The organism is Bradyrhizobium sp. SEMIA (assembly GCF_014844175.1).
GTDB lineage: Bacteria > Pseudomonadota > Alphaproteobacteria > Rhizobiales > Xanthobacteraceae > Bradyrhizobium > Bradyrhizobium arachidis.
Window position 1 is genome coordinate 3740438 of sequence record NZ_CP046601.1, and the last position, 20073, is coordinate 3760510.

The 20073-nt window shown below is 65.6% G+C and carries 26 protein-coding genes and 1 tRNA gene; 14 read left to right on the plus strand and 13 right to left on the minus strand.

What is annotated here, in order from left to right:
• Positions 1-279 precede the first annotated feature (279 nt).
• The 3 genes from recJ to FOM02_RS18280 all read left to right on the plus strand — a co-directional run bounded on the left by recJ (position 280) and on the right by FOM02_RS18280 (position 3888).
• Positions 280-2121, plus strand: coding sequence for a single-stranded-DNA-specific exonuclease RecJ (gene recJ, locus FOM02_RS18270; protein WP_027557917.1), 1842 nt, complete (start codon positions 280-282; stop codon positions 2119-2121).
• Between the two features lie 64 nt (positions 2122-2185).
• Positions 2186-2995 (plus strand): SDR family NAD(P)-dependent oxidoreductase, encoded by an 810-nt coding sequence (locus tag FOM02_RS18275; RefSeq protein WP_027557918.1) that lies wholly within the window; start codon positions 2186-2188, stop codon positions 2993-2995.
• Between the two features lie 95 nt (positions 2996-3090).
• Complete coding sequence (locus tag FOM02_RS18280; RefSeq protein WP_027557919.1) at positions 3091-3888, plus strand: aldolase; 798 nt, start codon at positions 3091-3093, stop codon at positions 3886-3888.
• A 6-nt stretch (positions 3889-3894) separates the two neighbouring features.
• Here the strand turns inward: FOM02_RS18280 and FOM02_RS18285 are convergent, their stop codons facing one another.
• Entirely contained in the window at positions 3895-5124 is a 1230-nt protein-coding gene (locus FOM02_RS18285) for a lytic murein transglycosylase (RefSeq protein WP_027557920.1), read from the minus strand.
• Between the two features lie 124 nt (positions 5125-5248).
• On the opposite strand from FOM02_RS18285, the gene FOM02_RS18290 reads away from it, so the two are divergent.
• The 3 genes from FOM02_RS18290 to FOM02_RS18300 all read left to right on the plus strand — a co-directional run bounded on the left by FOM02_RS18290 (position 5249) and on the right by FOM02_RS18300 (position 6089).
• A complete protein-coding gene (locus FOM02_RS18290; RefSeq protein WP_027557921.1) occupies positions 5249-5503 on the plus strand; it encodes a hypothetical protein in 255 nt (84 codons plus the stop codon).
• 61 nt (positions 5504-5564) lie between these two features.
• Positions 5565-5816, plus strand: coding sequence for a hypothetical protein (locus FOM02_RS18295; protein WP_027557922.1), 252 nt, complete (start codon positions 5565-5567; stop codon positions 5814-5816).
• Positions 5817-5900: 84 nt separating this feature from the next.
• Complete coding sequence (locus FOM02_RS18300; RefSeq protein ID WP_027557923.1) at positions 5901-6089, plus strand: hypothetical protein; 189 nt, start codon at positions 5901-5903, stop codon at positions 6087-6089.
• 33 nt (positions 6090-6122) lie between these two features.
• On the opposite strand, the gene FOM02_RS18305 is transcribed toward FOM02_RS18300, so the two are convergent.
• Complete coding sequence (locus tag FOM02_RS18305) at positions 6123-6653, minus strand: MarR family winged helix-turn-helix transcriptional regulator (RefSeq protein ID WP_027557924.1); 531 nt, start codon at positions 6651-6653, stop codon at positions 6123-6125.
• A gap of 54 nt (positions 6654-6707) precedes the next feature.
• Here FOM02_RS18305 and FOM02_RS18310 point away from each other — a divergent pair, with 54 nt between their 5' ends.
• Both FOM02_RS18310 and FOM02_RS18315 read left to right on the plus strand, forming a co-directional pair.
• Positions 6708-7187 carry a carboxymuconolactone decarboxylase family protein gene (locus tag FOM02_RS18310; RefSeq protein WP_027557925.1) on the plus strand — a complete coding sequence of 160 codons (480 nt, stop codon included), beginning with the start codon at positions 6708-6710 and terminating at the stop codon, positions 7185-7187.
• A gap of 21 nt (positions 7188-7208) precedes the next feature.
• Complete coding sequence (locus FOM02_RS18315) at positions 7209-7712, plus strand: cupin domain-containing protein (protein ID WP_027557926.1); 504 nt, start codon at positions 7209-7211, stop codon at positions 7710-7712.
• A gap of 19 nt (positions 7713-7731) precedes the next feature.
• On the opposite strand, the gene FOM02_RS18320 is transcribed toward FOM02_RS18315, so the two are convergent.
• Entirely contained in the window at positions 7732-9333 is a 1602-nt protein-coding gene (locus FOM02_RS18320; RefSeq protein ID WP_027557927.1) for a peptidase M23, read from the minus strand.
• Positions 9334-9378: 45 nt separating this feature from the next.
• The gene (gene efp / locus FOM02_RS18325) at positions 9379-9945 is read right to left on the minus strand and encodes an elongation factor P (RefSeq protein ID WP_027557928.1); all 567 of its coding nucleotides are present in this window, start codon (positions 9943-9945) and stop codon (positions 9379-9381) included.
• Positions 9946-10107: 162 nt separating this feature from the next.
• On the opposite strand from efp, the gene epmA reads away from it, so the two are divergent.
• Genes epmA through FOM02_RS18340 form a run of 3 tightly spaced genes read left to right on the plus strand, consistent with a single transcriptional unit; the run spans position 10108 to position 12564 of the window.
• Entirely contained in the window at positions 10108-11172 is a 1065-nt protein-coding gene (gene epmA, locus FOM02_RS18330) for an EF-P lysine aminoacylase EpmA (RefSeq protein ID WP_027557929.1), read from the plus strand.
• Positions 11169-12263 carry a lysine-2,3-aminomutase-like protein gene (locus FOM02_RS18335; RefSeq protein WP_027557930.1) on the plus strand — a complete coding sequence of 365 codons (1095 nt, stop codon included), beginning with the start codon at positions 11169-11171 and terminating at the stop codon, positions 12261-12263. The genes epmA and FOM02_RS18335 overlap by 4 nt, the downstream gene beginning before the upstream one ends.
• A gap of 46 nt (positions 12264-12309) precedes the next feature.
• Positions 12310-12564: a hypothetical protein gene (locus FOM02_RS18340; RefSeq protein WP_027557931.1), complete on the plus strand. Its 255-nt coding sequence runs from the start codon at positions 12310-12312 to the stop codon at positions 12562-12564.
• Positions 12565-12616: 52 nt separating this feature from the next.
• On the opposite strand, the gene FOM02_RS18345 is transcribed toward FOM02_RS18340, so the two are convergent.
• From FOM02_RS18345 to FOM02_RS18385, 9 genes are all read right to left on the minus strand, one after another.
• Entirely contained in the window at positions 12617-13702 is a 1086-nt protein-coding gene (locus FOM02_RS18345) for a 3-deoxy-7-phosphoheptulonate synthase (protein ID WP_092216284.1), read from the minus strand.
• Positions 13703-13936: 234 nt separating this feature from the next.
• Positions 13937-14515: an HdeD family acid-resistance protein gene (locus tag FOM02_RS18350; protein WP_027557933.1), complete on the minus strand. Its 579-nt coding sequence runs from the start codon at positions 14513-14515 to the stop codon at positions 13937-13939.
• A gap of 69 nt (positions 14516-14584) precedes the next feature.
• On the minus strand, positions 14585-15625 hold the full coding sequence (locus FOM02_RS18355; RefSeq protein WP_027557934.1) for a PrsW family glutamic-type intramembrane protease: 1041 nt from the start codon (positions 15623-15625) through the stop codon (positions 14585-14587).
• 231 nt (positions 15626-15856) lie between these two features.
• Positions 15857-16012: a hypothetical protein gene (locus tag FOM02_RS18360; protein WP_156950866.1), complete on the minus strand. Its 156-nt coding sequence runs from the start codon at positions 16010-16012 to the stop codon at positions 15857-15859.
• 89 nt (positions 16013-16101) lie between these two features.
• Complete coding sequence (locus FOM02_RS18365; protein WP_265441949.1) at positions 16102-16341, minus strand: hypothetical protein; 240 nt, start codon at positions 16339-16341, stop codon at positions 16102-16104.
• 111 nt (positions 16342-16452) lie between these two features.
• Positions 16453-17079 carry a pilus assembly protein PilZ gene (locus FOM02_RS18370; protein ID WP_027557936.1) on the minus strand — a complete coding sequence of 209 codons (627 nt, stop codon included), beginning with the start codon at positions 17077-17079 and terminating at the stop codon, positions 16453-16455.
• A 152-nt stretch (positions 17080-17231) separates the two neighbouring features.
• Complete coding sequence (locus tag FOM02_RS18375; RefSeq protein ID WP_027557937.1) at positions 17232-17894, minus strand: hypothetical protein; 663 nt, start codon at positions 17892-17894, stop codon at positions 17232-17234.
• 141 nt (positions 17895-18035) lie between these two features.
• Positions 18036-18839, minus strand: a complete 804-nt coding sequence (locus FOM02_RS18380) for an FkbM family methyltransferase (protein ID WP_063617162.1) — start codon at positions 18837-18839, stop codon at positions 18036-18038.
• Between the two features lie 108 nt (positions 18840-18947).
• Positions 18948-19022, minus strand: a tRNA-Glu gene (locus tag FOM02_RS18385).
• A 223-nt stretch (positions 19023-19245) separates the two neighbouring features.
• Between FOM02_RS18385 and FOM02_RS18390 the strand changes: the two genes are divergently transcribed.
• The 3 genes from FOM02_RS18390 to FOM02_RS18400 are packed head-to-tail and all read left to right on the plus strand — an operon-like array spanning position 19246 to position 19966.
• Entirely contained in the window at positions 19246-19500 is a 255-nt protein-coding gene (locus FOM02_RS18390) for a PilZ domain-containing protein (RefSeq protein ID WP_027557938.1), read from the plus strand.
• 47 nt (positions 19501-19547) lie between these two features.
• Positions 19548-19793: a hypothetical protein gene (locus tag FOM02_RS18395; RefSeq protein WP_027557939.1), complete on the plus strand. Its 246-nt coding sequence runs from the start codon at positions 19548-19550 to the stop codon at positions 19791-19793.
• A 5-nt stretch (positions 19794-19798) separates the two neighbouring features.
• Positions 19799-19966 carry a hypothetical protein gene (locus FOM02_RS18400; protein ID WP_035729766.1) on the plus strand — a complete coding sequence of 56 codons (168 nt, stop codon included), beginning with the start codon at positions 19799-19801 and terminating at the stop codon, positions 19964-19966.
• Positions 19967-20073 lie beyond the last annotated feature (107 nt).

Genomic DNA, 20073 nt, shown 5'->3' on the forward strand with positions numbered 1-20073 from the left:
GGAGCTTCCCTTGGCAATGAGGCCTGATCTGCAATGAACCCGGAACAACAACTCACAGATCGAATACGATTCTTTTTCGAGGATTCCGCCTAACGCCTGCTTAATTTGCTGTTTTGCGGATTGCCCAAATGATAGTCAGTCCGCGCAGCAAAGCGGCAATCCACCGCTTTGTGCGGCGGGGACATTGCAAACACCAGGGGATTCCCGGTCAATCGTCATTGTCGGCCGATCGCCGCATCGCCTGTATCGGGTTCGCCTTCCTCAAGCCAGTTTCGATCCATGACACCGCCCGCCACCACCTTGCCGACCGAGATGCCCCAGGCGTTCCTGGGCGTCGCGCGCTCGCTCACCGACAAGCTCTGGCGCGACCGGCTGGACGCGCGCGGGGCGGCCAAGGCGCTCGCCATCGTGCAGCGGCACCAATTGCCGGAACTGCTGGCGCGGGTGCTGGCGGGCCGCGGGGTGGACATCGACGCGGTCGCCGACTTTCTCGATCCGACCATCCGGAAGCTGATGCCGGATCCGTTCACCGTGACTGAGATGGAGGCCGCGGCGAAGCGGATCGCGGACGCGGCGGCGAGGGGCGAGAAGGTCGCGATCTTCGGCGACTACGACGTCGATGGCGCCACCTCGGCGGCGCTGCTGGCCTGGCACCTGCGCCATTGCGGGCTCGATCCGCTGATCCATATCCCTGACCGCATTTTCGAGGGCTACGGCCCCAACACCGAAGCGGTTCGCGGACTGGCGGCCAAGGGCGCCACGCTGCTCGTCACCGTCGATTGCGGCACCACCAGCATCGAGCCGCTGGCCGAAGCAAAACGCCTCGGCATGTCCGTGGTCGTGATCGACCATCACCAGGCCGGTGACGAGCTGCCGGAGGTCGATGCGCTGGTCAATCCGAACCGGCTCGATGATCTCTCGGGTCTCGGCCATCTCGCCGCCGTCGGCCTCGTGCTGGTGACGCTGGTCGCGGTCAATCGCGAGCTGCGCCAGCGCGGCTTCTGGAATTCCGAGATGCCCGAGCCCGATCTACTGGGCATGCTGCATCACGTCGCGCTCGGCACGGTCGCCGATGTCGCGCCGCTGATCGGCCTCAATCGCGCCTTCGTCGCCAAGGGCCTGATCGCGATGAGGCGGCGCGACCATGTCGGCCATACCGCACTGATGGACGTGGCGCGGCTCAACGGCCCGCCGGAGGCCTGGCATCTCGGCTTCATGCTGGGTCCGCGCGTCAATGCTGGCGGCCGCATCGGCCGCGCCGATCTCGGCGTGCGGCTTTTGCTGGAAGGCGACAGCGTCGAGGCCGCGCGGATCGCCGCCGAGCTCGATCGCCTCAACAGCGAGCGCCGCATCATCGAGCAGGCCGCGGAAGCGCAGGCGGAAGCCGAGGCGCTGGCCTCGATCGGGCTGGAGGATAAGCTCGGCGTCATCGTCACGGCGTCTGAAGGGTGGCATCCCGGCGTGGTCGGCCTCGTCGCCTCGCGCCTGAAGGAGAAGTTTTCGCGGCCCGCTTTCGCCATCGCGCTCGAGCCCGGCGGCATCGGCACCGGCTCGGGCCGCTCGATCGCCGGCGTCGATCTCGGCAAGGCGGTGCGGCAGGCTGTGGCCGACGGCATCTTGCTGAAGGGCGGCGGCCACGCGATGGCCGCCGGCGTCACGCTGCGGAAAGAGAAGCTCGCCGAATTCCGTGCCTATCTCGAGACCGCGCTGGCGCAGGACGTCGCCGAGGCGCGCCACGTCAATGAGCTCGATATCGACGGCGCGGTCTCCGCGCGTGCGGTAACGACGGAGCTCGCGACGACGCTCAATCGCGCGGGGCCGTTCGGCAGCGGCAACCCGGAGCCGGTGCTGGCGCTGCCGGGGCATCAGCTCGTCTTTGCCGACGAGGTCGGGCAGGCGCATTTGAGGCTGCGTTTTAAGTCGGGCGACGGTTCGATCGTCAACGGCATCGCATTCCGCGCAGTCGGCCAGAAGCTCGGCAATGCGCTACTCGCCAATCGCGGCCAGCAACTACATGTCGCGGGATCATTGTCGGTCGACCGCTACCAGGGCGCCGAGCGCGTGCAATTCCGCGTCCTCGATGTCGCGCTACCGGACCAGGGGCCATCCGTGATCAGATAACGCAAGACCCGGCGCGATTTTCCGGCAAGATCATGCCGCAACGACAAAAAAGAAGGGAGTGAACATGGCAGGGCAGGTTGAGGGCAAGGTCGCGCTGGTGACGGGCGGCGCGTCAGGTATTGGCGAGGCCATTGTCGAGCTGTTCGCGCGCGAGGGCGCCACTGTTGTCATCACCGATATCGACGAGCTGCGAGGCCCCGAACTCGAAAAGCGCGTCACCAAGGCGGGCGGCAAGGCGATCTTCCTGGAGCAGGACGTCACCAGCGAGGAGCGCTGGATCGAGATCGTCGCCGAGATCGCGAAGCGCTATGGCCGGCTCGACATCATGGTCTCCAATGCGGGCATCGGCATTGCCGTGCCCTCGATCGTCGACATGACGCTCTCCGACTGGCGCAAGCAGAACGCGATCAATCTCGACGGCGTGTTCCTCTCGGTCAAGCACTGCCTGCCGCTGATGCGCAAGACCGGCGGCGGCTCGATCGTCATGATGTCCTCGCTCGCGGGCCTGCGCGGTGCGCCGGGGCTCTCGGCCTATTCGCTGACCAAGGGCGGCGTGCGGCTGTTCGCCAAGTCGATCGCGATGGAGTGCGCGGCAGCAGGTGACGGCATCCGCGTCAACTCCGTGCATCCCGGCATCATCGACACGCCGATCTGGGGCAAGATTCCGACCGGTGCGGCCGGCGCCGGCCAGAATGCGCCGATCGATCCGGAGGAGCGTGCCAAGGTCGCAACTCCGCTCGGGCGCGCCGGCCAGGCCGCGGAGATCGCCTCCGGCGTGTTGTATCTGGCTTCCGATGCCTCGCGCTACGTCACCGGCAGCGAGCTCGTCATCGACGGCGGCATGAATGCCGGCGGAGTGCCGCGTCGAGCGTGAGACGCGCAGGGCAGGGTGGCGGTCGCGGGGGCTGACGTGCAGGCGCGGCCCTGTAGAACGCTGACAGCTTCCGACCGACAGAGGTGTCCTTCGCCATGGCGCACAGCCTTCATTCGCCGTCTTCCGCGCCCGAGCCCGTCCGCTCGAACCGGCCGGACCTTGCCACCGATGCGATCCGCACCGCGCGCGAGGATCTCGCCGCCTGTTTCCGCATGGCCGCCCGAAACGGCTTTGAGGAGGGCATCTGCAACCACTTCTCGGCCGTCGTGCCGGGCCATGACGATCTCTTCCTCGTCAACCCCTATGGCTACGCGTTCCGCGAGCTGAGCGCCTCGAAGCTGCTGATCTGCGACTTCCACGGCAACGTGCTCGACGGTGAAGGCGTTCCCGAGGCGACCGCCTTCTACATCCACGCCGAGATGCACAAGCGCCTACCGCGCGCCAAGGTCGCCTTCCACACCCACATGCCCTACGCCACCGCGCTCTCGATGACCGAGGGCGATCCGCTGATCTGGGCCGGCCAGACCGCGCTGAAATTCTACGGCCGCACCGCGGTCGACCGCGACTATAACGGCCTTGCCCTCGATAACCGCGAGGGCGCGCGCATCGCGTCCGCAGTTGGCGATGCTGACATCGTCTTCATGAAGCATCACGGCGTGATGGTGTTGGCGCCGACCATCGCGGAAGCCTGGGACGATCTCTATTATCTCGAGCGCGCTGCCGAAGTGCAGGTGCTCGCGATGTCGACCGGACGCAAGGTGCTGCCGGTCGATCCCGCGATTGCGGCCGAGACCTACAGGCAGATGCGCGAGGGCGATTCCGAATCCGCGCGGCTGCACCTCGCCGCGATCCGGCGGCAGCTCGATGCGGAAGAGCCGCAGTACCGGCACTGAGGTCGCCTACGACCCCTGCCGCAGCTTCGCCAGCACCTTCAGCCCGCCATAGCCATCTGCCGGCGTGATCCCTGCGCGCTGCTGAAAATCCTTGATCGCCTTCATGGTGTCGTTGCCGACGCGGCCGTCGGTGCCGCCGGTGTCGAACCCGGCCTTTGTCAGCCGCGTCTGCATCTCCTGCACCTCGGCGAGCGTCAGCGCGCGTTCGGAGCCGGGGAAGGGCTGGGTGAAGGGCGGCGCGCCGAGACAGCGGTCGCCGAGATGGCAGATCGCCAGCGCGTAGTTCATCGAGGGATTGTAGCTCTTCACCGAATAGAAGTTCGGTCCGAGCAGGAACGTTGGCCCACCCGCGACCGGCGTCCACATCTGTGCGGAGGCGTTCGGCTGCGGGAACGGCTGTCCGTCGGCGCGGGTGACGCCGGCCGACTGCCACGCCGCGTAGGTGCGGCTGCCGCTTGCCTCGCCGGACGCGCGCACCTCGTAGCCCCAGTGCTCGCCGCGATGCCATTTGCCGCGATTGACCAGATATTTTGCGGTCGAGCCCAGCGCGTCGTCGGGCTTGCCGAACGGCGAGACCTTGCCGTCGCCGTCATAGTCGATGCCGACATTGAGCCAGACCTCCGGCATCCATTGCGAATGTCCCATCGCGCCGGCCCATGAGCCCTTCATCTCCTCGGGCGTGCTCCAGCCCTTGTCGACGATGCGCAGGGCGTTGATCAGCTCGGTCTCCCAATAGGCCTTGCGGCGTGGCTCGTTCCAGGCGAGCGCGGCGAGGGAGGGAAACACCGGCGTCATGTGGTTCTGCTGCACCAGCGGATCGCCATAGGCGGACTCGACGCCCCACAGCGCCAGCAGCGTGCCGCGCTCGACGCCGAAATCGCGCTCGATCCGCGCGAGCAGCGCCTCGTTGTTCTTCAGCGCGATCTTGCCGTTGATGATGCGCCAGTCCGAGACGCGGCGGTTGATGTATTGCCAGACCTGCTCGTGAAATTCAGGCTGGTTGCGCATCTGCTTGAACACGCTCATGTCAGGCTCGACGCGTCCCATCGCGCGCTGCCATGTCGTGGCCGAAATGCCCTTGGCCATGGCGCGAGCGCGAAAGCTCTCGCGCCACTCGTCGAAGCCCGGAGGTGCCGCAAGCACATCCGCGGGCGAGGCGAGCAGAGCGGCTGCTCCGAGCGCGGATTTCAGCAGGGTGCGGCGGCTACGAAGGGACGAGGAATCAGCTTGTTTCATGGTGCCATTCTAGCCGGAAAATCGCGCAGGTGAGTCGGTTCCTGGAACGCCGGGAACAGCCCATTGGCCCGGAACAAACTGTCGCACTACCGCATTCCCTCCGCACGATAATGAGGAGGAGAAGATGAGGAAGTATCTGTTTGCTGCCGCCATGGTCACTGCGATCGCGGCCCCCGCATTCGCCGATGAAGTCGGCGTTCACGTCGGTCCGGTTGGCGCCGGTGTGACGGTGGGCCAGTCCCATGAATACCGCGACCGTGATCGCGACCGTACAACCGTCATCAAGGAGCGTGCGCCCGCCGATCGCACCACTGTGATCAAGAAGGAAGATGAATTCGGCAATCGCAGCAAGACCGTGATTCATCACGACAACGACTGACGGCGCAAGGCCCCGGCGCAACGCCGGGGCCACAATCTGTTCATCGAGCATTCGGGGTGGAATGAAGATACGCGCGCATGCGGAAAGCCATGTCGTCGAACTGGATGACGGATCGCAGTGGCAGATTTTCCCCGGCGATCTCGCGACGACGCTGAGCTGGAAGCCCGAGACGGATTTGCACCTGGAGCGATGCCGCGACCGGGTGAGTTCGCATGTGCTGGTGAATGGCGCCGACCAAAGCCGCGTGCGGGTGATCGCGGCGCACGAGACCTGGCCCGACGGCGAGGTTAAGAAAGTGTTGAAGGGCGACTAGGCCGTCCTTGCGCGGTCAGGATACCCCCAACTTTTGGACTGTCGCTTTACGGTCGGTTCGTTTCCGTCTGTGCAAGATACCCGCATGCGGGAGCTGTTCAGCATCATCTACGCCACCCCCTGGCCATTCGGCGCCGGGCTGCTGGTCGTGGTCCTGATGATCATTGCCGAGAACTTTGGCCGCGGCATTCAGGGTGATGGCGGCATCGGCGGCGATTTTTCGGATGCCGGCGGATGTGACGGCGGCGGTGGCGATGGAGGAGGCGGCGACTAGGTCTCGCCCCGTGATGCTGCGAGCATTGCGCAGCTAGCCCTCCTGCAAATCCGCTGCGATCCCTGCGAGCCACCGGCGAATGCTTGCCTCGGTCTTGGCATCGAGGCCGCCGGCAAGGCGCTTCTCCAGCGCGATCACGCGTTCCCGACACGCCTTCAGCAGCGTCGCGCCGCGCGACGTCAGCATCCACTGCTGGATACGGCCGTGGACGGGATGCGGCGTCATCTCAATGGCGCCGTCGCGTTCCAGGTTGCGAATGATCACGCCGACCGTCTGCGGGGTCAGGAAGGTGAGGCGGGCGACGTCTGCCCCCGACAGGCCCGGGTACGCGTTGAGCATCGTCAGCACCGCAAATTGGGGCGATGTCACGCCGAGGTCCGCCAGCGTCCGCTCCATCGTCAGGCGGACCGCGGCGTGAGCCTGGCGCAGGAGATAACCGAGATAGCCTTGCTCGCCGCGCTTGCCCTCGCCGGGAGCGGGCACGCGAACGGTGCCTTCGTCGGCAGACATGGGCGTCTTGCGCGCGGTTTTCGATCTTGTGATGCCGGCAGACTTGCGTGACATGTAAGAGCTCTTATAAGATGTAAGTGCTATTACAATAACACGAGGTGAACGGCAATGTCTCACGCCCGCAGTGAATACGAGGATTTCAAGCGGATCGCGCCCGATGCGTATGATCTGGTGCTCGCACTGGGCCAGGTGGCGGCCAAGGCTGGCCTCGACAAACAGCTGCTCGAGCTGGTCAAGCTGCGCGCCTCACAGATCAATGGCTGTGCCTTCTGCGTGCAGCATCATGTCTTGTTGTCGGAGCGGATCGGCGTGCCCGCCGACAAGCTCCATCTGGTCGCGGTCTGGCGCGAGGCACCTATCTTTTCCGCGCGTGAGCGGGCGGCGCTCGCCTGGGCTGAGGCGCTGACCCTGCTGCCGGACGGCGTCGGCGAAGACGTCTACGCGGAGGCGAGCCGCGAGTTCTCCGAGACGGAGTTGACGTATCTCACCTCGGCGGTCGCCTCGATCAACGTCTGGAACCGTTTTGGCGCGGCATTTCGCTGGACGCCGGCGAAGCGGCCGGTCGCGGCGCATGCCGCGGCATCCTGAACGCAACGAGGAGAGACTGTCATGTCAGCAATGGATTTGGCCACCACGCTGCGCCCGGTGCCATCGCGCGCGACGGCGCTGGCCGTCGTCGGCGGACTTGCCTGCGCGCTTGCGATCGGCAAGGCGCTGCCGGTGACGATGGACACCGTTTCCAGCGCCCTGGCGCCGCTCTGCGCCACCGCCGCGGGGAGCTCGCCGCTCGACAAGGTCGAGCCGATCGGCTCCTACGCGCTGCCCAACGTGCCGGGCAAGCGTGTGACGATCGTGCGCGTGTTCTACGGCCCCGGCGGGTTCTCGCGGCCGCATCGCCACGCGGGGTCCGTCACGGCCTACATCACCAAGGGAGAGATCCGCTCCCAGCTCGGCGGCGGCCCGGTCGAGACGTTCGGCGTCGGCCAGTCCTTCTTCGAGCCGCCGGGCTCCACGCACCTGGTCTCGGCCAATGCCAGCGCAACGGAGCCGGCGGAGTTGATCGCGGTGTTCGTCGCGGACGAGGGCGCGCAGCTGACGACGTATCTGGAGTGATTGGTAAGGGCTCGGCCGCTCAATTCTCCTCGCCGCTCGAGCCCTCGCGCAAATCAGGCTTGACCACGTCCTCCGGCAGCGCATGGGCCACGGGCTGCGGCGTACCCGCGATCTCCGGGCCGACCTCGCGGCCGCGGGCGTGGATCAGGCGTTCATACGCTGAGACCAGCGTGACGTAGGGGCTGACCCAGATCCAGCCATCGCGGGTGAATAGCTGCACGTCGAAATGCAAATGCATCGAGGTGCCGGCGGGATGGTCGAGATAGTTCGAGACCACACCGATCTTCTCGCCTTCCGTGACCGTGCGGCCATTGAGAACGCCGTCGGCGGTCAGCACCTGCGGGTTCATGTGCATGTAGCGGAAGCGGATGTGCTCAGTGCGGCTGTTGACCTCGAGCGTTACCGCCTGATCCTTGGCGCCGCGGATCACGATGGCGTCGCGCACCGCGACGACGCCGCGCTGTTTGGGATCGCAGGGCGCGCGGCCTTCGCCGGGAGGCGGGCAGTCGGCCGCGCGGATGTCCTCGCCCTGGTGGCCGTAACCGCCGGCGCATTGCCAGACCTCGAAACTGCGGGACTCGCAGAAATTGTCACGCCAGGGATAACCGATCGGACCTTCGTTCCTGTCGCGCTTGGCGTAGGATTGCGAGCGCACGAAGGCGGGCGCCTTCTCCAGCGGAAAACGGATCTGGGCATAGGCCATCACGTCGGGATGGCCACCCCTGTTGCGATAGCCTGTGTTCGGGATGATGTCGCCGCTCGGCCGATAGCTGAAGTCCGCCGAACGCTCCGAGGGACGATCAATGATGCCTGAGGCCATGTCCGTCAGCGGCCGCATGCGCTGGCCGCCGGCGATCCGCAGCGCCTTCAGGAAACGCTCGGCGACCGGATAGGCTTCCTTGCAGGCCAGCCGCCGCGGCTTGGCGACGCTGTCCAGGCACTGGATCGACACCACATAGGCGACGCCGAAGCGCGTGAAGGCGTAACGCACGTAACCTTCCCGGATGAACCTGCGCAGGTCCGGATAGGTTGCTGCGAGCGGCTTGACCGGCTCGCCCTTGCCGCCTGAGGGATCGGCGATGTCGTAGATTAGGGCCGAGCCCGTGATCTGTACCTCGACGGGCCTTGCAAACACGCGGCTGGGCATGCCGTCGCCGGCGCCGGGCTCAAGCGAGAACGTCGCGCTGTAACCGGCGGGGCCGGCATCGAACAGGTCGACGGAATTGAAATCGGCCTGGAAGCGCGACAGCGACAGGCTCGCAGGCGCGCCGCTCCGCTGCGTCTCGAGATAAGCCGCTGTATCGAACGGCAGCAGCACTGGCACGGAGCTGCGGGCGATGCCGGTGAAGAACTGCGAGGAGACCGCGTTGAGCTGCACCAGCGCCGGCATCGCGCGCGGGTCATAGCGCGGCACCGAGCGGCGAGGTGCGAAGATGAAGTCGCCCGCGATCTGGGGGCGACTGTTGATCTCGGTGCGGAGCTGGTCGAGCGCTGCGCGCCAGTCGACGCGCAGGGCCGTGAGCGAGGGGCTCCGGAATTCGTCCGCCGCCAGCGGAGAGGCGATGGGGAGCGAAAGCGGCGCCAGAAGAAGCGAGACGAAGCGGAAGCTCTTCCTACCCACTGCCTCGCCCCCCGGCGGTACCCATTCCGATCCCCGGCCCGTCGCTTAGTCCTTGGCGCGCTCGGAGTAGGAGCCGTCTTCGGTCATCACCACGATGCGGGTGCCGACCGAGATGTGCGGCGGCACGGTGGTGCGGACGCCGTTGGACAGCACCGCGGGCTTGTAGGAGGACGAAGCGGTCTGGCCCTTGGTCACGGGCTCGGTCTCGACCACTTCCAGCGTCACGCGCTGCGGCAGCGCGAGCGAGACCACGTTGACGTCGTGGGTCGACAGCTTGACGGTCATATCCGGCTGAAGATACGCGGCCGCGTCGCCGACGACGTCCTTGGAAACCTGGACCTGATCGTAGGTCTCGGGGTTCATGAAGTGGAAGCCGTCGCCATCTTCATAGAGGAACGTGTAGTTGCGCTCTTCGATGGTGGCCTTTTCGACCTGGTCGGTGGTCTTGTACCGTTCGGAGATCTTTACCCCGTCCGAGATTCGGCGCATTTCGATCTGGCTGACCGGGGTGCCCTTGCCGGGATGGATGTTCTCGGCGCTGACGACGACATAAAGCTTGCCGTCTTGCTCGATCACGTTGCCCTTGCGAATAGAACTGGCGATGACTCTCAAAGCTGTATTTCCTGCTTGCTTGGCCCGGCATCGGCCAGGACGTGGTCAAATCGATGGGGGACTTGGGGCCTCAAATCGGACCTCGGCGCCCGTTTCGGGCCGCAACATACTGATTTTGCCGTTCGATGCCAGCCTTTTGCTGGCGGCCAAGGTGGCCGGCTGATGGCTGGGGACAAGCCGATCTCGCCGTTTTGGTCGCCCGAGCGGCACCTCGACCGACGGCCCTTCCTCCAGGCACGGGGCGCCATTACCGGAGCAATACGGGGCTTTTTCGCCGAGCAGGGCTTCGTCGAGGTCGAAACCTCCGTCCTCCAGGTCTCGCCGGGCAATGAGACCCATCTGCATGCCCCCCGGACCGAGATCATGCGCCCCGACGGCAGCCGGGCCAGCCGGTATTTGCGGACCTCGCCGGAATTTGCCTGCAAGAAGCTCCTGGCGGCCGGGGAGCCCCGAATCTTCGAGCTCGCCCGGGTATTCCGCGACCGGGAGCGCGGCGACCTCCATTTGCCCGAATTCACCATGCTGGAATGGTACCGGGCCAGTGCCCCCTATGACGCCATCATGGCCGACACCGTTGTCGTTATCGACCGCGCGGCCCAGGCCACCGGGATCGGGACCTTCTCGTTCCGGGGGCGGACCGCCGATCCGTTTTCCGAGCCTGAGTTGCTGACGGTTGCGGCCGCTTTCGAGCGTTTCGCCGGCATCGACCTGCTGTCGACAATCTCGGGCGCAGAGGGTAACCGTGCCACGCTCGCCCAGGCGGCGGCCGGCAAGGTCCGCATAGCCGAGGACGACACCTGGTCGGACATCTTCAGCAAGGTCCTGGTCGAGCACGTCGAGCCGCATCTGGGGCAGGGGCGTTTGACCATCCTGTTCGAATACCCATCTCCAGAAGCGGCGCTGGCGCGGGTGAAAGCGGAAGATCCGAGGGTCGCGGAGCGGTTCGAGGTCTATGCCTGTGGCGTCGAGCTCGCCAACGGTTTTGGCGAGCTGACCGATGCCGAGGAGCAGCGCAAGCGCTTCACGGAATCGATGGCGGAGAAGCAGCGCCGCTACGGCGAGGCCTATCCGCTGGATGAGGATTTTCTGGCTGCGGTTGCCGCAATGCCGGAGGCGAGCGGCGTCGCGCTCGGCTTCGACCGGCTGGTGATGCTGGCGAGCGGCGCAACACGGATTGATCAGGTGGTGTGGACGCCGCCTGCAGAAGAAGCGTTAAGCGAGAGATGACGAAGACCAGTCTTGCACGTACCTTGCGCGAGCCGGCCGAGCTCGTGGCCGAGGGCCTCGCGCCCGCAGCCGCGCTGCCAGCGCTCGAGCGCGTTGCCGCGCGCTATGCGGTCGCAATCACGCCGGCGTTGGTCGAGTTGATCGACCCGGCCGATCCCGACGATCCCATTGCGCGGCAGTTCGTGCCGACCGCCGCAGAGCTCGAAGTGCAGCCGGGCGAGAACGCCGATCCGATCGGCGATCACCCGCACTCGCCGGTTCCCGGCATCGTGCATCGCTATCCCGATCGCGTGCTGTTCAAGCTCGTCCATGTCTGCGCGGTCTATTGTCGCTTCTGTTTCCGCCGCGAGATGGTCGGGCCCGGCAAGGAGAACGCGCTGTCGGACAGCGCCTATCGCGCGGCAATCGATTACATCCGCGCGCATAACGATATCTGGGAAGTGATCCTGACCGGCGGCGACCCCTTGATGCTGTCGCCGCGCCGGATGAGTGAGATCATGGCGGATCTTGCCGCCATCGATCACGTCAAGATCATCCGCCTCCACACCCGCGTGCCGGTGGCTGATCCCGCACGCATCAGCGAGGAGATGGTCGCAGCGCTGAAGGTTCCGGGGGCGATCACCTGGGTCGCGCTCCATGCCAATCATGCGCGCGAGCTCACGGAAGACGCCCGTGCCGCCTGCGCGCGGCTCGTCGACGCCGGCATTCCCATGGTCAGCCAGTCCGTGCTCTTGCGCGGCGTCAACGACAACGTGGCCGCTTTGTCGGATTTGATGCGAGCTTTCGTCGAATGCCGGATCAAGCCCTACTACCTGCATCACGGCGATCTCGCGCCGGGCACCGTGCATTTGCGAACGACGCTGGCAGAGGGGCAGGCTTTGATGCGGCAGTTGCGCGGACGGGTGTCGGGACTGTGTCAGCCCGACTATGTCATCGATATTCCCGGCGGCGCGGGTAAGTCTCCGGTCGGACCGAATTACGTGTTGGCGGCACAAAATACCGCACCCGACGCGGGTGATGCGGGAGCCGAAACGCGCTATCGTATCGTGGACTATTGTGGCGACGTTCATCTCTATCCGCCCGAAACCTGAGCAGGTGAGATGCGAGCCGCGCGGGACTTTAGGATTGGAGGCGGAAATGAGAAAGATCGTCGTGGCAATGTCGCTCCTGGTGGCGTTCGGCAGCGCAGGCTTTGCGCAGACCGGGAGCAAGGGTACCGGGACGTCGGGACAATCGGCAGGATCCGGCGTACTGCCCGCGCCGGTCGGTCACAGGCAGCCGCGCGCGAGCGACGTGCCGAGCGAGAAGAATCTGAGCGATCCGAACAATCCCGTGAACAAGGAAGACGCAGCGCTCGACAAGAAGATCAAGAGCATCTGCCGCGGCTGCTGAGCCGTTGCAGGCGGGGCGCGACAGCTCGCCCCGCCCGCATTTGCTTTGGCCCTTACGCCGTCCGTTCGTGCAGGCCCGCGCGCTGGGTGTTGCGGCGGATCTCGACCGCGTCGGCGAGCTGCTCGAGCACGGTTGCCGTGGTCTCCCAGTCGATGCAGCCATCGGTGATGCTCTGGCCGTAGGTGAGCGGCTTGCCCGGCACCACGTCCTGACGGCCGGCGACGAGATTGCTCTCGATCATCACGCCCATGATACGGTTTTCGCCGCCGGAAATCTGGCCGGCAATGTCGGCCATCACCAGCGGCTGGTTCTCCGGCTTCTTGCTCGAATTGGCGTGGCTCGCATCCACCATTACCAGCGGCGCGACGCCGGATTTCGCCAGTTCGTTGCAGGCGGCCGCGACGCTTGCGGCGTCATAGTTCGGCTTAGCTCCGCCGCGCAGGATGATGTGGCAGTCCTCGTTGCCTGCGGTCGAGGCGATCGCCGAGCGGCCGAGCTTCGTCACCGCCATGAAATGATGCGGATGCGAGGCCGACTTCACGGCGTCCGCCGCGATGCGCACATTGCCGTCGGTGCCGTTCTTGAAGCCGACCGGGCAGGACAGCCCCGAGGCCAGCTCGCGGTGGATCTGGCTCTCGGTGGTGCGTGCGCCGATCGCGGCCCAGGACACGAGGTCCGCGATGTATTGCGGCGTCGTCATGTCGAGGAATTCGGCGCCGGCGGGCAGGCCGAGATTGTTGACCGCCGACAGCACGTTGCGCGCCAGCCGCAGGCCCTTGTTGATGTCGAAGCTGCCGTCGAGGTCAGGGTCGTTGATCAGGCCCTTCCAGCCGACGGTGGTGCGCGGCTTCTCGAAATAGACCCGCATCACGATCTCGAGCTGGTCGGCGAGATCCTCGCGCAAGGCTGCAAGCCGCTCGGCATATTCGAGCGCGGCCTTGGGATCGTGGACGGAGCAGGGGCCGACCACGACCAGCAGGCGGTCGTCCTGGCCGGTGAGGATGGCATGGATGGCGTTGCGCGCCGCCATCACCACACGCGTTGCGGTGAGCGTGCGCGGGACTTCCCGCATCACCTCTTCCGGCGTGCTCAGCTCTTTCAGTTCGCGGATACGAAGATCGTCAGTCGTGCTCAGCACGGCAGGCTCCTGTCTGTTCTAGAACCTGCCGGCCAATAAAAAAGCCGCCAGGTCTGGCGGCTTGTTCGGACGTTTGCTTCAATATTCAGATTGAGCGCGATCCTCCTGCCGCCAGCGAGCTGTCGTAGCTAAAGTACCAAAAATAGCTGGTGGCGACGGTGATCATGGATCGGCATATAGCGCGCCACCGGCGGGTTGTCACCCCCCAAAACGGCGCTGGCGCAACGAGGCGTCTCAGGTGTTGCTCTTGCGTGCCGCCAGCGCCATGCCGATCAGGGTGGCGCCGCCGAACAGCAAATTGATACCGACAAGGATGCCGATGGCCCATTCCGCCGAGCTCGGCAGTCCCGTGATCACCATGAACGAGATCGCGATGTCGACGAGGCCGGAGATCAGCAGCCACGACCAGCGGCCGCCGGGTTCGCGGCGGTGCTCCAACGCGTACATGATGGTGGCGACGCCTTCGGCGAGGAAATAGGCGCCGAGCACGATGGTCAGCGTCAGCACCGCCTGCATCGGGCGCGCCAAGAGCAGCATGCCGGCGAGCACGGCGAGTGCGGCCGAGATCAGCGACCACCAGAAGCCCGGCGAGCTGCGCGCCCAATAGGTCACGATCAGCCCGCCGATGCCGCTGACCAGGAACATCCAGCCGAGGACAATCGCGATCGCAAGGCTCGCGAGCGGCGGGACGATCAGCGCGGCGATGCCGAGGACGGCGAGCAAGATGCCTTCGAACAGGAAGGCCTTCCAATGCGCCTTCACCGTCCGGCTCATGGCGGATTGCAGCCGTGAAAGGTCTTCGGGCGATGTCATCGGCAGGCTCCAGACTGAAAGCTGTGCGCACAATCTAGGATGCGCACACCATGCTTGCCATCCCGCGGCTTACCCGCCGCCGTGCGCTGACGAAAAGCCCTCGCCGCTGGTGCGGATGCGGTTGCGGCCGAGAATGTAGATCGCCGTTGTGACAACCAGAAGCGCAAGGCCGAGCAGGATCGAGACGAAGCCGATCGGGATCAGCGCCAGCGTCAGATTGCGCTCGGGATTGATCAGCCAGTGGTGGATCGAGGTCAGCACGAAGGCGAGGCCAAGGAAGCCCACGCCGCCGCCGGCGAGCAGCAGCGCCCACATCCGCCGCAACTGGCTGAGCCGCTCCCGCGCGATGTCGGTTCGGGGCGCGTGATGGCGTGCAACACGGCGGACGAGGCGGATGGCAAAGGCGATCGAGCTGAAGCCGATCAGAAGGCTCGCGCCGCCCAGCCACATCCGCAAGGTGGGATCAAGGTCGGGCATGCGCTGGAGCGTGAGCAGCGGAAAGTCGAAAGCCGAATGCAGCGCCAGGGGCCCGGCGAAGATCAAGAGGCGGCTGGAGAGGCGGGCCCAGTCGCGATGATGGCGGTTCGCGCCCAGCGCCGTGCCGGCGCGGGCGATGGTGAGATAGGCGCCGGCGATGATGCCGAGCGCGCCGTGGAACGGCACGGTCAGGACACTGCGCAAGGCTGCGAGCGAGCGCCACATCTCGGCGTGCTGCACGAGGTAAGCGAGGTTCTCGTAGGCGGCGAAGCCGAGACCGACCGCGGCACCATAGACCACCGTGTCCATCGGATTGGCAAAGGTCCGCCGCTTGGTCGAGGATACCAGCACGATGGCGATGACCTTGACGGCCTCCTCGGGCAACGCCACGCCGAACACCGAATGCATGGCCAGCGCCGCCCAGGGATTGTCGGGCGCCGCGACCATCTTGGCGAAGGGCGCGCGGGCAACGCCGAGCAGCGAAATGCTGGCCGCGCCAAGCAGGAACGCGGTCCAGACCTGGGCCGGCGGTCCCGGCCGCTCCTCGGCGGCAATGACGAGCCATAGCATCAGCAGCGCCGGGGCAATGGCGGCCGTTCCGATGACGGTGGGTAACGCTTCAATCAGGTACATCGGCGCCGAAAATAGGTTCCCTTGATCCGCTTAGCTATGTCCACCGATGCGACCATGTGTCATGCGTTTGCTGTCGCCTCGCTTAACGACAGCTGCAGCTTACGTTCATCCGTGTCTACGGCGAAGGTTTAGAATGCAAGCGTAATCAATTGCATGACAGAGCCTGTTCGTCATCTACGGCAAGAGGTTGGTCCTCTTTCGGAGGACGGGCGGCCCGGCAGGCCGGCCCATTCACGCTTCGTCGCGCTTGCGGGAGGGCGACGTAATCCGGCGGGCCCGCACCTGCTCCAGCTCCCAGAAGGCGCGCACGAGGCACGTGCCGAGGCAGGAGACGATGAGCAGCAGCAGGAAGGCCTGGTCGACGGCGGGGATCTGGATCATGACCATAATAAAGCAACGCCCGTGCCACGCGTTCCCGCTGCCGTCCGCGTGCGCTTGCAGATGCGCTAATCCGCGGCGACCGACGTTCCCCGCGCTCAATGCGTGGTGAACGGCGGCGCCTCGGGCGCTATGTCGAAGGCGCCGAGATGGAATTCCTCGCCAACCGCCTCGGGCGGCTCGGACGGTTGCGCGAGCAGCGTGAACGCGGCCTGCGGATATTGCTGCCAGATCGCGAGATCGCCGGCGGTGATGGTGAGCCAGCCGAAGGTGTACATGTAGCGGCCCGGCTCGGTGACCCGGCCGACCCTGTCCCAGGTGATCTGGTTGACTGCCATCCGGTCCCCCGATCGCAAGTCCGCAAATGTCGTCCGCCCAAGGCGCAGACCCCCAAAAAGCTGATCCCGCATTGGGGCCGCTCTAGGGCAGCCGTAGCCGTAAACCGGCGCTCAGGCCGATTGCTGCAAGGGCGAACGGACGATCAGCCGGACGAGGTCGTCCCGCTGCTGCTTCTCGGCGAACTTGACCGCAAAGCCGTGGTCGAATTTGCGGATCACGCGCCCGACGCAGGCGCCGACCGCCAGCGCGGTTCCGACCGGCGGGTCGTACTCGCAGGATATCGCAACGCCGGCCGTGGAGACGTCGATGATGAAGCAGGGGTGGATGCTGCCGTCGGCGAGCGTCAGGAAGGTGTGCGAGACCTGCGGGACGAAGCGCGCGTCATTCCGCAGCTCCTGAATGCTGGCGTCCTTCTGCTTCTTCTCCAGCCAGGTCAGCTTTTCCGACATCCAGGCGCGCCGCGCCCGCGGCATGTCGAGCTCCATCAGGAAGCCCGACTTCAGCGTCGCGCTGATGGTGCACTGGAATTCGCCGAAATCCTGGAAATAGGAGGTCACGCGCTCGCCGATCTTGCCGACGACCGGCACGTCCACGATCATGCGGAACGGCGAGACGCGCTTGGTGCGGCAGGCGAAGGTGCGCAGCTTGCCCTCGCAATCATACCAGCGCGACAGCGAATAGCTGCCGCTCACGGCAACTTCCACTGCACGCTGCCTGAGGAACTCTGCGACGGACATGAGCGATGATCGGGATTTGGGAGGGCTTCCGTAGATTCACGGTAGCAATCAGATTCTAAGCAAATGATACCGGCACTCGCGAGCAGGGGTAAATTTCCGGTAAATGCGCGGGGTCGCCGAGGCTGTGGGTGAATTCACAACCGCGTCATCGCTCAAAGCGATCCGAGCAGCACCAGCAGCGCGAGGACGGCGATGACGATCACGAATTTGATCGTTGCCCAGGTCAGGCTATCCGGCCAGCTTCCCCATCCGAAGCATTGCGAGGCGCGCCGCATCGCGGACGCTCCACAGGCTTCGACCGTCGCGAGCGCAAGGGCGATGCCGGCGATGAACGACCATGACTCGGATGGTGGCATCCACGGCACGAGCCATGCCGGAGCCGAGCCCTTCAGGACGGCAAGCAATGCGAACCAACCGAACCAGGATGCCGAGCCCTTGATGATGTCAGGGCCGATCGTGTCCGGCTCGAGCCGGATGCCGAGCTTTGCGAGTAGGCCCTCGATGCGCTCACCGTCGGTGAGGAACAGAAAGGCGCCGATATAGAGGGGAACGCGCGACATGAAGATGAGCGCGAGCAAGCCGGACAGGACGATATGGCCGAGGAGATCGTGAAGGAGGTCCTGACCGCTCTTGGCTGACCGTTCCGGCGCAGTGGCGGCCTGGCGCTGCGGAAACGATCTGGCGCGGGCCATGTGCTCCAGCATCCTGGCGCGCCGCTCCGGCGCGTATGGTCTCGCGCGGTGCATCCAGCGTGGTACCGACTTTGTCGGGGCGGGGCCGGACTGGTCTTCCGGCGTGGTTTTGGGGAACTCCATGACCTGCATCGTCTCGCGGTTCCGGCATTGGTCGTTCGCGAGCCGTAGGCAGGTTCATGCGGTACGGGCCGAAATCACATTAGGTTATTGTTTGAGCATGATCTCTTCGGAAAACCGCTTCGCACTTTTCCGGATCATGCTTTAGCCGGCAGGCCGCGCGCGAGGCATGGAGGAGGCCGGGCAGCCCGCAACTGCCGACGCCGCCGCGGAGGTCCTGATCCGCTCGTATAGCGGCAGCGGGATGGTGGATCCGATCGCGCTCTCGGGGAAGAACAGGAAGTCGCGGTGTCCGCCGAGGCCGAATTTCGGGTGGGGGACCTGCCAGCCCATGGTGTACGGACAATACTCGTTGCCCAGGAACATCGTGCCGAGATAGCCGAGCTCTTCGAAAAACGCGAACAGCTGGCCGGCGTCCGCCGACACGCTTTCGAACTGCACCACGGGGCGACAGCGCTCGATCAGCCGCCTTGCGCCGGTGAAGACGCTGAGCTCATGGCCTTCGACATCGCATTTGATGAAGCGCGGATTTGCCAGCGCGAGATCGTCGAGAATGGCGAGAGGGACCGCGACCGTCTCATTGCCTGATCTGTCGCGCGCCATGCACAAGGAGGCGCTGCCGTCGCCGACGCGCTGGCGCGTCAGCTGCGCGGTGCCGCAGCTATCGGACAAGGCGGCTTCGATGGTCTCGACATTGGCAAGGCCAAAGCACTGCTTGCGCCGCTGGATATAGCGGATCATCTCGGGCTGAGGCTCGAACGCCAAGACCTTGCCGGACGGACCGACCGCGCGCGCCAGCCAGAAGCTGTAGATGCCCTTGTTGGCGCCGATATCGATGACGGTCGCTCCCTTGAGGTCGAGGAGCATCAGGGTCTTCAGGGGAAGCTTCTCGGTGCGCCAGCGGTAGCGCAGGCATCGGACCAGGAAATGCACGTCTTCAAAATTCATTGCGCGCAACCTCTGAAAGCGAAGCGAGGCTACGCTTCGCGATCGTCGCGCTCAAAGTGCTATTTTGGGATGCGATGCAGCAATCGGATGTCCCGGGCGGTGGCCCGGTGGCGCTCCCTAGCGGAATCGAACCGCTCTCTCCACCGTGAAAGGGTGGCGTCCTAACCGATAGACGAAGGGAGCAAAGTGCCCCGCCGCTTTTCGCGGCACGGCCGCTGGCCGCCCGAGTCAGGCCCGGCGGCGTGCAGCGGGCGAACGTATAGTGGCCTTTGCGCCTCCGGGCAAGCCGTTCGGGAACGGGATCTCGGGGGCGGTGGATAGCGCGGTCCCGGGATCATTCGGGGCCGATTTCAACGGTTTCTTAGGGTTCCCTGAGATAGCGCTGGAATGGGAGATCTCAAAGCCGATGCCTCAGCCGAAGAAGCGCTCAGCCCGCAAGCTGCTGTCGCAGCATGCCTGGATCACGCTCGACGGCGGATTCGCCGCGCGGCACTGCCTGGTCCAGGACATCTCGGAGTCGGGCGCGAAGATCACGATGGACGACGATGCGAGCCAGCTTCCGGGCGTGATCCGGATGGCGTTCGCACGTGATGCGCGCACCGGGCGGAGCTGCCAGGTGGTCTGGCGCCGCGGCAAGTCGGCCGGCGTCCGGTTCCTCTGACCCCCGCCCGGATGGCGCGCGGCGCCGGTCCGGGCTAGAACGGCGCCATGCGCACGCCGCTCCTCGTCCTGATCTCGGCCCTAATCTCGTCCGCAGCCGCGGCGGAGGGCTTGCGCCTGCCGACCGCCGAGCCGCCGCAGGCTGGCAAGACCTTGCCTCTGAAGAGCAACGGCGGGACCGCGAAGGCGGGCTCGTGCGCCTCCTATGGCCGTGGCTTCCATATGGTCGAGGCGACCGGGACCTGCGTGAAGATCGGCGGCGCGGTCAGCGTCGAGACCACGGTCCGGCGGTAAGCGGCATGGTGCCGGATCTGCTGCGGCCCGAGATCATCTTCCCGTTCGTGATGTACTGCGCGCTCTTGTGGTGGGTCGGACGCGGCCTGAGCTGGCCGGCGAAGCTTGCCACCGCCGTGGTGACGCTGGCGCTGATCATCTGCGTGGTGCTGGTCGAGCGCGGCTGGCGCTAGACGCCAAACAAAACCGGCGAAAACAACCCCATGCACAGTAGCCGTCAAGCATCAGCGCGACGCCGTTCCGCGTGCGCGGCAATGCCGATTCAGCGCGGCCTCGGCAG

Excerpts from the sequence above, each read along its gene's own strand:
- recJ (WP_027557917.1), top strand. The coding sequence starts at position 280 with ATGACACCGCCCGCCACCACCTTGCCGACCGAGATGCCCCAGGCGTTC.
- FOM02_RS18275 (WP_027557918.1), top strand. The coding sequence starts at position 2,186 with ATGGCAGGGCAGGTTGAGGGCAAGGTCGCGCTGGTGACGGGCGGCGCG.
- FOM02_RS18280 (WP_027557919.1), top strand. The coding sequence starts at position 3,091 with ATGGCGCACAGCCTTCATTCGCCGTCTTCCGCGCCCGAGCCCGTCCGC.
- FOM02_RS18285 (WP_027557920.1), bottom strand. The coding sequence starts at position 5,124 with ATGAAACAAGCTGATTCCTCGTCCCTTCGTAGCCGCCGCACCCTGCTG.
- FOM02_RS18290 (WP_027557921.1), top strand. The coding sequence starts at position 5,249 with ATGAGGAAGTATCTGTTTGCTGCCGCCATGGTCACTGCGATCGCGGCC.
- FOM02_RS18295 (WP_027557922.1), top strand. The coding sequence starts at position 5,565 with ATGAAGATACGCGCGCATGCGGAAAGCCATGTCGTCGAACTGGATGAC.
- FOM02_RS18300 (WP_027557923.1), top strand. The coding sequence starts at position 5,901 with ATGCGGGAGCTGTTCAGCATCATCTACGCCACCCCCTGGCCATTCGGC.
- FOM02_RS18305 (WP_027557924.1), bottom strand. The coding sequence starts at position 6,653 with ATGTCACGCAAGTCTGCCGGCATCACAAGATCGAAAACCGCGCGCAAG.
- FOM02_RS18310 (WP_027557925.1), top strand. The coding sequence starts at position 6,708 with ATGTCTCACGCCCGCAGTGAATACGAGGATTTCAAGCGGATCGCGCCC.
- FOM02_RS18315 (WP_027557926.1), top strand. The coding sequence starts at position 7,209 with ATGTCAGCAATGGATTTGGCCACCACGCTGCGCCCGGTGCCATCGCGC.
- epmA (WP_027557929.1), top strand. The coding sequence starts at position 10,108 with ATGGCTGGGGACAAGCCGATCTCGCCGTTTTGGTCGCCCGAGCGGCAC.
- FOM02_RS18335 (WP_027557930.1), top strand. The coding sequence starts at position 11,169 with ATGACGAAGACCAGTCTTGCACGTACCTTGCGCGAGCCGGCCGAGCTC.
- FOM02_RS18340 (WP_027557931.1), top strand. The coding sequence starts at position 12,310 with ATGAGAAAGATCGTCGTGGCAATGTCGCTCCTGGTGGCGTTCGGCAGC.
- FOM02_RS18350 (WP_027557933.1), bottom strand. The coding sequence starts at position 14,515 with ATGACATCGCCCGAAGACCTTTCACGGCTGCAATCCGCCATGAGCCGG.
- FOM02_RS18355 (WP_027557934.1), bottom strand. The coding sequence starts at position 15,625 with ATGTACCTGATTGAAGCGTTACCCACCGTCATCGGAACGGCCGCCATT.
- FOM02_RS18360 (WP_156950866.1), bottom strand. The coding sequence starts at position 16,012 with ATGGTCATGATCCAGATCCCCGCCGTCGACCAGGCCTTCCTGCTGCTG.
- FOM02_RS18365 (WP_265441949.1), bottom strand. The coding sequence starts at position 16,341 with ATGGCAGTCAACCAGATCACCTGGGACAGGGTCGGCCGGGTCACCGAG.
- FOM02_RS18370 (WP_027557936.1), bottom strand. The coding sequence starts at position 17,079 with ATGTCCGTCGCAGAGTTCCTCAGGCAGCGTGCAGTGGAAGTTGCCGTG.
- FOM02_RS18375 (WP_027557937.1), bottom strand. The coding sequence starts at position 17,894 with ATGGAGTTCCCCAAAACCACGCCGGAAGACCAGTCCGGCCCCGCCCCG.
- FOM02_RS18380 (WP_063617162.1), bottom strand. The coding sequence starts at position 18,839 with ATGAATTTTGAAGACGTGCATTTCCTGGTCCGATGCCTGCGCTACCGC.
- FOM02_RS18390 (WP_027557938.1), top strand. The coding sequence starts at position 19,246 with ATGCCTCAGCCGAAGAAGCGCTCAGCCCGCAAGCTGCTGTCGCAGCAT.
- FOM02_RS18395 (WP_027557939.1), top strand. The coding sequence starts at position 19,548 with ATGCGCACGCCGCTCCTCGTCCTGATCTCGGCCCTAATCTCGTCCGCA.
- FOM02_RS18400 (WP_035729766.1), top strand. The coding sequence starts at position 19,799 with ATGGTGCCGGATCTGCTGCGGCCCGAGATCATCTTCCCGTTCGTGATG.